Raw genomic sequence first — 10,620 nt, 5'->3', positions numbered from 1 at the left:
ATCATAGGTGCCGGCAGCGATGCGGCCCGTCACCAGGAGGAGGTGACGGGCCGCACTTCAGTGCTGCTCTGCGGACTGCTCTACGGGTAGTTGATGACGTTCACCGGGACCGTGCCCGGCGGTGTCACCCCGCCCACGCCGTTGATCACGTGGGAGATCGTGCCCTGGTAGTTCAGCGACACGGTGAGCAGGTTGTGCATCCTCACGCCGGACCGGTTCGGCACCTCGAACGCGTTCTCGGCGCGCACCGACGGGTTGACGTTGAAGAAGCAGTAGCTGCCCAGGCCCCACGCCTCGTGCGTCGTGACGCTGTCGGCGACCTTGTAGGCCGCGTAGCCCGTCACGCCGTTGGGCGCCATCCAGGCGGCCTGGTTGGGCACGTCGTACGGCATCTCGTTCTGGAAGAAGATGGTCCGCCCGCCGTTGCCGTTCCAGATGACCTGGTACTTCTGGTAGTGCTCGACGAACAGGCCGGTGGCCAGCACGTCGTTGCCGTTCACGACCAGGCCGGTGTCACCGATGGCCTCGTCCCAGCCCCAGGTGCCGGCGTTGCCGTGGTCGGCGCGCCAGATCCAGGTGTGGTCGATGATCGTGTTGTGGCTGTTGATCACGAGGCTGTTCGTCGCCTTGCCCGCGATCGCGCCGCCGACGCGGAAGAACACGTCCTGCAGCGTGGTCGGGTTGGACGCGTGCGACGCCGACGAGCCGGCCGGGCCGACGGTCAGCAGCGAGTTCGACAGCGTGGTGCCGGCGTCGAACAGGATGCCCTTGATCCGCACGCCGTCGACGTCCGCGACCTGCATCGCGGTGACGCCGTTCTGCGGCACGATCGTCGCGTAGCCGATGCCCAGCACGACGGTGTTGGGCCGCGTGATGTTGATCGTCTGGTTGACGTTGTAGATGCCGGGCGTGAAGAACAGGTTGCAGCCGTTGCCGAGCGCCGCGTTGATCGTGGCGGCCGTGTCGCCGGCCTTCACGACGTAGAACTCGCTCATCGGCTGCGACGTGCCGGGCGTGCCGCCGTTGACCCACGACGCGCCGGAGGCGTTGGTGCGCAACGAGGGCAGGAACACCCGGTACTTGCCGTTCTCGAAGTAGAGGTACGGCACGTCGCGGGAGATCGGCGTCGTCGCCAGGTTGGTCGACGGCGGGCTCGGGAACGTCGTGGCGGGCGCTCCGGGCGTGCCGGAGAACACCATGTTCCACACGCCGCCGTTCCAGCTGCCGTAGTTGGAGTCGCGGGTGTACCACTGCTGCTGCGACACCGAGGCGGTCTGCCCGGACACGCGCGTGTCGGCCGTGTAGCCGCCGCTCGCGAAGCCGTAGCTGGCCGGGTAGAGCGCGAGGTTGCCGCGGACGTCCATGCGGCGGAACGGCGCGGCCTGCGCGACGGCCCACCGGTTGGTGCCGCTGCTCGGGACCACGGCCATGTTCTCGGCGGAGCGCCAGAAGTTCTGCAGCGCCACGCCCTTGTCGGACTCGTTGAACGCGTCCACGGTGATGTCACCGTTGATCACGACGTCACCGGGGTTCTTGCCCAGCCCCGAAACCGACGTGTAGTAGCCGACGTCGTCGTGGATGCCGCTGTAGGTACCGGGCTTGAACAGGTGCGCGACCCGGCGAGGCGCCATCTGCGCGGTGATCGTGTCCTTCTGGTTGTTGAAGTCGATGTCGAGCTGCGTCTGGATGCTCGTCGCCGACATGCTCGGGTCGAAGATCCGGGTGTTCGGCCCGAAGTTCGGGGTGTCGGACTGCAGACACCCTTGCTGCGTCCCGATCGTGTACGTCGCGCTGGCCACGGCCGAGTTCACGAGCCCGGACTTGATGCCGATCGCGCTGATCGTCCTGTTGCCGGTCACGGAGATCGGCCCGCTGTACACGGGCGAGCTGCCGGTCGGCGTCGAACCGTCCACTGTGTACCGGATGGTCGCGCCGGACGTGCTCGTCGAGATGGTCACCGTCTGCGCGGACGCGTAGGCACCACCGGGCGGACTGAACGTCGGTGTGGCGACCGGCGTGCCGATCACGTAGGACGCGCTGCCCACCACCGAGTTCGGTTGCCCCGACTTGATGCCGATGGCGTTGACGGTCCTGCTGCTGGGCACGCTGATCGGCCCGCTGTACACCGGGCTGCTGGTGGTCGGCGTCGACCCGTCCGTGGTGTAGCGGATCGTCGCACCGCTGGTAGAGGTCGAGATCGTCACCGTCTGCGCGGTCGAGTACGTGCCCGCGGGCGGGCTGAACGTCGGCGTCGCGACCGGTTGCGCCGCACCCTGGTGGGTGTAGGTGAAGTGCGGCGTGTCGTACTGCGGACCGCTCTTCTCGTAGGTGAACCAGTACTCGATGACCGTGCCCGACGACAGCGACCCGACGGTCTTCTGCCAGGTCCCGGCGTTGTTGGTCATGCGGAAGTTCTGCTGCGGAGTACCCGTGACCAGGTAGTGCACGTCGACGTAGTTGGCAGGGGTCGTCGGCGTGAAGTTGATCCGGGCCTGAGTCGCGTCGATCGCGGTCACGTTCTGCGTGTAGTCCTCGGCCGCGTGGGCGGCCTGGACCGTCGCCAATGACGACAGGGCAATCGCTGCGGCGGCTAGTCCCCGCCGCCATCTCGTCTTTGAGAGCGCTCTCACACCTGGAACGGTAAAGCCGAGATGTCAGCTTTGGAAGACGTAAGTTACGTGAAAGCTCGAACGCTCTAGCGCCGCGCGATTCCCGGTCCCCGAACCGTTTTCACCCGAACGAGCACCTGATTGTATGGAATACAAGCCATAGCGTCGTCATATGACTGCATCCACGGCGTACAGCCGGGACCTCGGCGACGAGCTCCGACGGCTCCGCGAGACCTGCATGGGTCTGGCCGGCAACAAGATGGCCGAACGGCTCGGCTGGGACCCGAGCAAGGTCTCAACAGTTGAGAACGGCAGGGCACGGGCCAGCGAGGTCGACCTCATCCAGTACTTGTCCATGTGCGGCAAGGACATCGACTTCATCAACGACTTCCGGCGCCGCTACCAGTACGCGTTCGACGAGTACATCGTCCAGCTGCCGGACAACCTCCGCACCGTCGGCAAAGCCGAGGCGACCGCCGTGACGATCACCAGTTACGACACGATGCTCGTACCCGGCCTCCACCAGATTCCCGAGTACGCCGAGGAGGTGTACCGGGTGCACGGAACGGTCTCGAGGGAGCGCATTCCCGAACTCGTGCAGTGCCGGACAGACCGACAGTCGGTGCTACGACGACACGATCGGCCGGATTGCGTGTTCTACGTCCATGAGCTAGCGCTGCAACAGCCGATGGGTGATGCTGCCGTCATGCAGGCCCAGTACAGGCGCCTGCACGCCGCTGCGCACATGATCCGGCTCGTCCCAGCAGACGTGCCCGTGATGTCGGCAGGGTTCATGATGTGGGAGTACGAGAAGGCGAAACCCGTCGCCTACAGCGAGTCGGAGTTCGCGTGCGTCTTCGTGCAGGACCTCGGTGCGATCGCGAAGGCACGACAGCTCTTCGAACGCCTGGCGAAGGTCGCCCTGGACCACGGGCACACGCGTCACAGGCTGGCCCAGTACCTGACCCAGCCGATCGGAGTGGGATGAGTCCGCCTCCAACCAACCGCATGCCGCGCACCTCGGCAGGGCAACTCGCCTCGGCATAGCCGCCGCCCTCGACTCGAAGAACGCGGGCGGCGACGTGCTCGCGTTCTCGTCCCCCGCCTGGCAGAGCCTGCTCAGGCACCTCGGCTAGCTACTGCATGTTGGTGACGTGGCGGTGCGCGGCATCGGCCGTGCAGGCGTAGAGCTGCAGGTTGTAGCTGCGCCCGATCATCAGCATCGTCGGCTCGTTCGGCGACGGGAACGGCGGGTGCTCACGTTCCGCGTCCTCGACCGGCTGCCAGGCGCCCAGGCCGTCCCACTCCGCGCTGGCCAGGGTGAGCAGCGGCGTGACGTCCGCGGAGCAGTCGGGGCAGGACATCGGGAACGGGTCGGAGAAGCTCCACGGCCCGTGCCCGCCGGCCTTGGTGCCGTCGGCCACCGCCAGAGCCAGCTGATATGCCCCGTGGTCGCCGTCTTCCCACTCCTGCACCAACGCCGCCAGGTCGCGCGGCAGGCAGTGCGGCGCCGGGTACTCCACGACCTCCTCCGGGTGCAGCACGCACGGCTGCGGCAGGTAGTGCTCCTCCACGGCGGCGGGCGACGGCGCGTCCACCAGCGGGTCGGTCACGTCGGCGGCCACCCGCCAGCGCAGCACGGTGCTCGGCACGTAGCCCTCGTCCTCGTGGTCGAACGGGCACCACAGCACCTGCAGCAGGTCCGCGCCGCCCGGACTGGGCAGGCCGGGGACGTCGCGCGCGTACAGCTGGGCGACCGGCACCATCGGCAGCGGGCCGTGCTGCGCGATCTCCTCGCCGTCGTCCACCCGGTCGACGACGACCTTCTCCTGCTCTGTCAACAGGTTCTGGCGAGGCTCACGCGGGCGTGCCCACGCCTCGGCAAGGATTCGGCGCCGTGCCAGCACGTCCGGGATGCTCGCGCCTTCGAGCACCGGGCCGGCGTGTTCGGCGCAGGTGGGCCAGGCCTCGTCCGACGGCCACAGCAGCGGACCGCCGATCGAGCTGTCCGCGGCGGTCGGCTCCCCCGGCCTGGGGTGCAGCCGCACGGTGGTGCGGGCGAGCAGGGCTAGGCCGGGGATGAGCGCCGCGATGTCGACGTGGCGCGGCGGCGTGGTGCGGACCATGGCGCCGATCGTAGGGCTCAGGTTCCCCGGTTCTCGTTGAGGTAGTTGTAGATCGTGTAGCGGGTTACCTCGAGGTCGGCCGCGAGTGCGTCGACCGAGTCGCGGATCAGGAAGTAGCCCGCCTCGTCCAGCACGCGGACGACCTGCGACTTGTGCACCTTCTTCATCAGTTCGACCGGCACGCCGACGTCGGCGATCGCCTTCTCCACCAGGACGCGTTGGAGTGTGTCCACGTCCTGCGGGAACGACTCGACCGGGCCGGACGCCTCGTGGGCCGCCAGTTTGTTGACGCACAGGCATCCCACGGCCACGCCCGCCGCGTCGCGGACGAAGGTGGTGGAGGACCAGATGGCGCGGCCGTCCGGGGCGTAGGTCTCGTAGCCCGGCATGTCGGTGGTGGTGCCGCGGCGCACCAGGCCGAGCAGCAGGTCCGTCATCGGGCCGCCCACCTGGCGGCCGGTCAGGGAGCCCGCGATGGCGATGATGGAGTTCGGCAGCCGGGACAGGTCGTGCACGACGACCTCGGTGTCCGGGCCCAGGGCGGACGCGAGGCTGTCGATCGTGGGCACCAATGCGGAGAGCGCGGCCGGGATCGGCGAAGAAGCGTTGCCGGACAACGACTTCAGGGCCGCGCGCACCCGTTCCAGCGTGCCGCGCGAGGTGGTGGCGTGCGGGGACAGCCGGACGTGCTCGGGGCGCACGGTGGCGGTGACACCGAAAGCGTTCAGCGCCTCCCCCACGACCGAGGCGGCCTCGGGCATGGTGAACGCGAGGATGCCTGCCCTGCGTTCGCGGGCCGACACGATCTTGCCGCCGGCCGAGAGCACGATCTCCTCGACCTCGCCGACGATCTCGCTCACGGCGGCGTCCAAAGCGGACACACCGGCCAGTTCCACCAGTTCCAGGGCTTCGGCGAACGCGCCGGAGACGACCGGGGAGAGGTTCGTGATGTTCCAGGAGGCGGCGTCCGGGGCGGCGGCGTGCACGGAGTCGTCGAACAGGCCCGCGTCCAGCGCGCCCGTCCAGCCCGACAGCACGGGCGACAACCGTTCCAGGGCGCGGTCCGACAGCACGACGAAGCCGGTGCTCCAGCCCGCGCGCAGCCACTTCTGGCCGCCGACCACGAGCACGTCGGCGAGCTCCCACGGTTCGTCGACCACGCCGAAGCCCTGGATGCCGTCCACGATCAGCAGGCGGTCGCCCACGGTCTCGCGCAACGCGGCCAGGTCCGCGCGGTAGCCGGTGCGGAAGTCCACAGCGGACACGGACAGCGCCGACACCTCGGGCGTCAACCCGACGGCCACCGCCGCCGGGTGCACCGGGCCGTCCAGCACGACCGACGGGAGGCCCGCCCGCACCCACGGATAGGTGTTGGACGGGAACTCCGCCGCCGAGTACATGACCGTGCCGGACAGCCCGAAGGCCGCCTGGAACAGGCCGATCGACGTGTTCGGCACCAGAGCCACGTGGTCGGTGTCCGTGCGGCACAGGCGCGCCACGGCCGCCTTCACCCGTTGCTCCTCGCGCATCAGGGTGTCCACAGTGGAGGGACCGGCCAGCGAGGCCTGTTCCATCAACCGCGAGGTGGCGGTGACCACCGGCAACGACGGCGGGCCGAAGCGGGCGAAGTCGAGATACCCCTCGGGTTCGCGGAACTGGGAGAGGTACGAGGCGTCGATCAACTCAGAGCACCTTTGCGAGGAACTGTTGCGTGCGCGGCTGCTGCGGATTGTCCAGGACGTCGGACGGGGTGCCGGACTCGACCACCGCGCCGTCGACCAGGAACACCACGCGGTCGGCGACCGAGCGGGCGAAGCCGATCTCGTGGGTCACCACGATCATCGTCATGCCGTCGCGGGCGAGCGAGGTCATCACGTCGAGCACCTCGCCGACCAGCTCCGGGTCCAACGCGGACGTGGGCTCGTCGAACAGCATCAGCTTGGGCTTCATCGCCAGAGCGCGCGCGATCGCAACACGTTGCTGCTGACCGCCGGACAGCTGGCCGGGGTACGAACCGGCCTTCTCGGCCAGACCGACCCGTTCCAGCAGCTGCGCCGCCTCCGCGCGCACCTCGGCCCGGGGGCGTCCGAGGACCTGGATCGGGCCCTCCATGACGTTCTCCAGCGCCGTGCGGTGCGGGAAGAGGTTGAACCGCTGGAACACCATGCCGACGTCCCGCCGTTGCCGGGCGACGTCCTTCTCCCGCAGTTCGTGGAGCTTGCCGCCGGCGGCGCGGAACCCGACCGGCACGCCGTCGACCCAGATCCGTCCGGCGTCGATGGTCTCCAGGTGGTTCACGCACCGCAGGAACGTGGACTTGCCGGCGCCGGACGGCCCGAGCAGGCACACGACCTCGCCGCGCTCGACCTCCATGTCGATGCCCTTGAGGACCTCGGTGTGGCCGAACGACTTGCGGACCCCAACCGCCTCAACGAGGGCCATAAGCACGCTCCAGGTAGTGCTGCCCGATCGACGCGAGGGACACCATCACGAGGTACCAGGCCGCGGCGGCGAACAGGGTTTCCATGATCTCCAGGTTGCGCGACGAGATGTTGTTCGCCGCGTGGATGAGCTCGGTGAAGGCGATCACCGACGCCATCGAGGTGCCCTTGATCATGTTGATGAAGTTGTTGCCCGTCGGCGGGATGATCACGCGCATCGCCTGCGGCAGCACGACTCTGCTGAGCGTCTTGAGCGGCGTCATGCCGATCGACTTGGCCGCCTCGGTCTGGCCCTCGTCCACGCTGCTCAGGCCCGCGCGGACGATCTCGGCCATGTACGCGCTCTCGTTCAGGCCGAGCCCGAGCAACGCCGCCACGAACGCCGTCATGACCACGTTGGTGGGCACCGAGAACAGCATCGGGATGCTGATGTTCTTGAAGATCAGCGCCAGGTTGAACCAGATCAGGATCTGCAGCAGCACCGGCAGCCCGCGGAACAACCAGATGTAGCCGACCGCGAACCACCGCGCGACGGGGTTCGCCGACAGCCGCATCAACGCGATGACGACGCCGAGGACGATCGCGCCACCCTGCGCGGCGACGGCGAGCACGATCGTGTTGAGCAGGCCTTCGAGCATGACGGGGTGCGTGAAGAACCCCGGCACGTCCTCCCACTGGATCTGGGCCTCGGACATGGCCCAGCCCAGCCCCGCGATGACGACGAGGATGACCGCGCCGCTGACCCACCGCCAGGGGTGGCGCAGCGGCACGACCACCAGTTCCTCACTTGCCATTGATCTGGGCCTTCGTGATCGCACCCTGCTTGATGTCCCAGGTGGTGACGATCTTCTCGTAGGTGCCGTCGTCGATCAGGGCCTGGAGCGCGGCCTTGATCGCCTCGGAGAGCTTGGCGTTCTTCTTCGCGACGCCGATGCCGTACGGGCCACCGTTGATCGGGGCGAGCGGCACGACCTCGAAGTACTGGCCGTCACCCGCGGTCTTCGCGACGTACACCGCGGTCGGCAGGTCGTTGAGGATCGCGGCGACGCGGCCGGTGCGCAGCTGGTTCTGGTTGCCGGTGTCGCTGTCGGTCACGCTGAGGGTGACCTCCTGCTTGCCCGCCGCCTTGCACTTCTCGCTCTGCTCCTTGCCGAACTGCTCCTGCGAGCTGCCCAGGTTCACCGCGATGCCCTTGCCGCACAGGTCGTCGACCGTCTTGACGCCCTGCGGGTTCCCCTTCTGCACCATGATCGTGATGCCGGAGGTGAAGTAGTCGACGAAGTCGATCTTCTGCTGGCGCTCGGCGGTGTCGTTCATCGCCGCCATCGTCACGTCGACGCGGCCGGTCTCCAGGCTGGTGATCAGCGAGCTGAACGCCATGTCGCTGTGCTCGGCCTTGAGCCCGAGCTTGGCGGCGATCGCCTTGATCAGGTCGACCTCGGACCCCATCGGGGTCTTGCCGTCCTGGTCGTAGAAGTTGTTCGGCGGGTTCTGGATGTTCGACCCGACCTTCAACGTGCCGGCCGACGCGATCTCGGGCGGCAGCAGCGCGGCGAGCTTGTCGTCCTTCTGGACCGACGACAGGTCGGACGACGGCGGAGTGGACGTCTGAGTCGACTCAGACGTGGACCCGCAGGCAGCGAGCCCCAGTACGAGCAGCGAGGTCACGAGCAGGCGCGGCTTCATGGCCGGGAACCGTACAACCCCAAGTTGAAGACGTCCACAAAAAGTTGAAGCAACCATTTGCGACAGTTCGGCGGCACCACCACCGAGGAAGCCGCCTGAGCTGCACAAACAGACTGTTGAAGATCTCCACAAAAAGTTGAGAGAACGGTGACCGGGTGGCACTCCGGCTACAGCAGCTCCCGCAGCGCGTCCCGTTCGGTCGGCAGGCCTGCCTTCCGCAGCCACCCCTTCGGGTTGGCGATCGAGCCCCAGCACTCGTCGTTGGTCACGAGCGCGGCGAGGAACCGGTGCTGTGCCGCGGTGAGCGCGTCGGCGGGACCGCTGGGGAACGCCCTGACCAGCAGCGGTCCCCAATCCGAGTCGACGGTGTACGCGTTGGTCATCCGCGCGATGGCGACGGCCTCGTCCGCGATCTCGTCGAACGTGGTGGTGCGCCGCAGCAGCGCCGCGACGAGGTGGAACCGCAGCATCATGTCGAGTTGCGGCGGCCGGCCGCCCAGCAGGTCGTCCGCGGCCGCCGGGTCGCGCAACGCCGCGCGCACCTCGGCCAGAGCGGCGGGATCGTCGTCGTACGCGGTGGCGATGGCCGCGTACGCGCGCACGCCGGGGTGTTCGTCGTCGAGCAGCACCGGCACACCCCAGCCGCCCAGGGTCAGCGCGATGCCGGCCCTTTCCAGCGGAGACGCCTCCCGCGCCGCGCTCAGCAACCGTTCGGCGACCCCGGCTCGGTGACCGGCGAGCTCGGCGGCGCCCAGCAGGCGGGCCACCGCGCCGGTCGCGGCCTGGCGCACAGCGGCGTCGGCGTCGTCCAGGAACGGAACGACCTGGCCGAACAGGTCGGGCAGGAGCGCACGACCGGCCCGCACGGCCGCCTCTTCCTCGTCGTCGAACTCCTCGTCGAACTCGTCCCCGAAGGACTCCTGGTCGTAGGTGACGGACTCCGCGAACGCCCCCAGCCACTCCAGCAGGGCGGCGCGCAGCGGACGTTCGCGGTCGTCCCACGGCAGCGCGCTCTCGCACGGCAGGCTCACCCGCGGGTCGCCGAGGATCGAGGCCACGTACTCGGCGGCGGGCGCGGTGGACGAGTACACCGATCCCTGGTGCAGCACGGCCGCGTCGAGGTAGCCGAGGGCGTTGCCGCACGCCTCCTCGTCCTCGCTGAGCAGGTCGAGCAACGGCCTGGGGGCGTCCGCGGCGGAGCCGTAGGCGTGACCGAGCTCGTCCCACCGGGTGTCCCGCAAGATCTCTTCGGCAGTGCGCACGGCGTGATCATGTCAGGGCGTGACCGGGCGCACGCTGGGAATTCCATCGGCCCCCGCTTCGTTGGACGGGGAGCCCCCAGCGAACGAGGAGGACCAACATGGCGACGGTCGAGCTGACCAAGGAGAACTTCGACGAGGTGGTCGGCGGCTCCGAGGGCTCCGGCATCGTCCTGGTCGACTTCTGGGCCGAGTGGTGCGGTCCGTGCCGCGCGTTCGGGCCCACGTACGAGGCCGCTTCGGACAAGAACGAGGACGTCGTGTTCGGCAAGGTCGACACGGAGGCGCAGCAGGAGCTCGCGGCCACGTTCGGCATCCGGTCGATCCCGACGTTGATGATCGTGCGCGAAGGCGTCGTGCTGTTCTCGCAGCCGGGCGCGCTGCCCGGGCCGGCCCTCGACGACCTGATCGAGCAGGCGCGGAAGGTGGACATGGACGACGTGCGCGCCAAGGTGGCGGAGGCCCAGGCCCAGCAGGGCTGATTGGTCTAGCGCCTGCG

Annotated in this window: 9 protein-coding genes; 2 read left to right on the top strand and 7 right to left on the bottom strand. The window is 68.6% G+C overall.

Annotated elements, in window-relative coordinates; genetic code table 11:
• Nucleotides 1-80 precede the first annotated feature (80 nt).
• Nucleotides 81-2,564: a chitobiase/beta-hexosaminidase C-terminal domain-containing protein gene (locus tag ACFWNN_RS16040; RefSeq protein ID WP_382440655.1), complete on the bottom strand. Its 2,484-nt coding sequence runs from the start codon at nt 2,562-2,564 to the stop codon at nt 81-83.
• A 217-nt stretch (nt 2,565-2,781) separates the two neighbouring features.
• On the opposite strand from ACFWNN_RS16040, the gene ACFWNN_RS16035 reads away from it, so the two are divergent.
• Entirely contained in the window at nt 2,782-3,597 is an 816-nt protein-coding gene (locus ACFWNN_RS16035; RefSeq protein ID WP_382440654.1) for a helix-turn-helix domain-containing protein, read from the top strand.
• A 148-nt stretch (nt 3,598-3,745) separates the two neighbouring features.
• Here ACFWNN_RS16035 and ACFWNN_RS16030 read toward each other — a convergent pair whose 3' ends face one another.
• The 6 genes from ACFWNN_RS16030 to ACFWNN_RS16005 form a co-directional block, all read right to left on the bottom strand.
• A complete protein-coding gene (locus ACFWNN_RS16030) occupies nt 3,746-4,735 on the bottom strand; it encodes a hypothetical protein (protein ID WP_382440653.1) in 990 nt (329 codons plus the stop codon).
• A gap of 17 nt (nt 4,736-4,752) precedes the next feature.
• Nucleotides 4,753-6,417: an aminotransferase class V-fold PLP-dependent enzyme gene (locus ACFWNN_RS16025; protein WP_382440652.1), complete on the bottom strand. Its 1,665-nt coding sequence runs from the start codon at nt 6,415-6,417 to the stop codon at nt 4,753-4,755.
• A gap of 1 nt (nt 6,418) precedes the next feature.
• Complete coding sequence (locus ACFWNN_RS16020; protein WP_382440651.1) at nt 6,419-7,177, bottom strand: amino acid ABC transporter ATP-binding protein; 759 nt, start codon at nt 7,175-7,177, stop codon at nt 6,419-6,421.
• The gene (locus ACFWNN_RS16015) at nt 7,164-7,970 is read right to left on the bottom strand and encodes an amino acid ABC transporter permease (protein WP_382440650.1); all 807 of its coding nucleotides are present in this window, start codon (nt 7,968-7,970) and stop codon (nt 7,164-7,166) included. The genes ACFWNN_RS16020 and ACFWNN_RS16015 overlap by 14 nt, the downstream gene beginning before the upstream one ends.
• Nucleotides 7,960-8,862 carry an ABC transporter substrate-binding protein gene (locus tag ACFWNN_RS16010; RefSeq protein WP_382440649.1) on the bottom strand — a complete coding sequence of 301 codons (903 nt, stop codon included), beginning with the start codon at nt 8,860-8,862 and terminating at the stop codon, nt 7,960-7,962. The genes ACFWNN_RS16015 and ACFWNN_RS16010 overlap by 11 nt, the downstream gene beginning before the upstream one ends.
• Before the next feature lie 167 nt (nt 8,863-9,029).
• A complete protein-coding gene (locus ACFWNN_RS16005) occupies nt 9,030-10,124 on the bottom strand; it encodes a HEAT repeat domain-containing protein (protein ID WP_382440648.1) in 1,095 nt (364 codons plus the stop codon).
• Nucleotides 10,125-10,222: 98 nt separating this feature from the next.
• Here ACFWNN_RS16005 and trxA point away from each other — a divergent pair, with 98 nt between their 5' ends.
• Nucleotides 10,223-10,603, top strand: coding sequence for a thioredoxin (gene trxA, locus ACFWNN_RS16000; RefSeq protein WP_382440647.1), 381 nt, complete (start codon nt 10,223-10,225; stop codon nt 10,601-10,603).
• The last annotated feature ends 17 nt before the right edge of the window (nt 10,604-10,620 follow it).

The organism is Lentzea sp. NPDC058450, assembly GCF_042721395.1.
Classification (GTDB): Bacteria; Actinomycetota; Actinomycetes; order Mycobacteriales; family Pseudonocardiaceae; genus Lentzea.
Note: the sequence above shows the minus strand (reverse complement) of the source record. Positions and strands in the feature narration are given on the sequence as shown.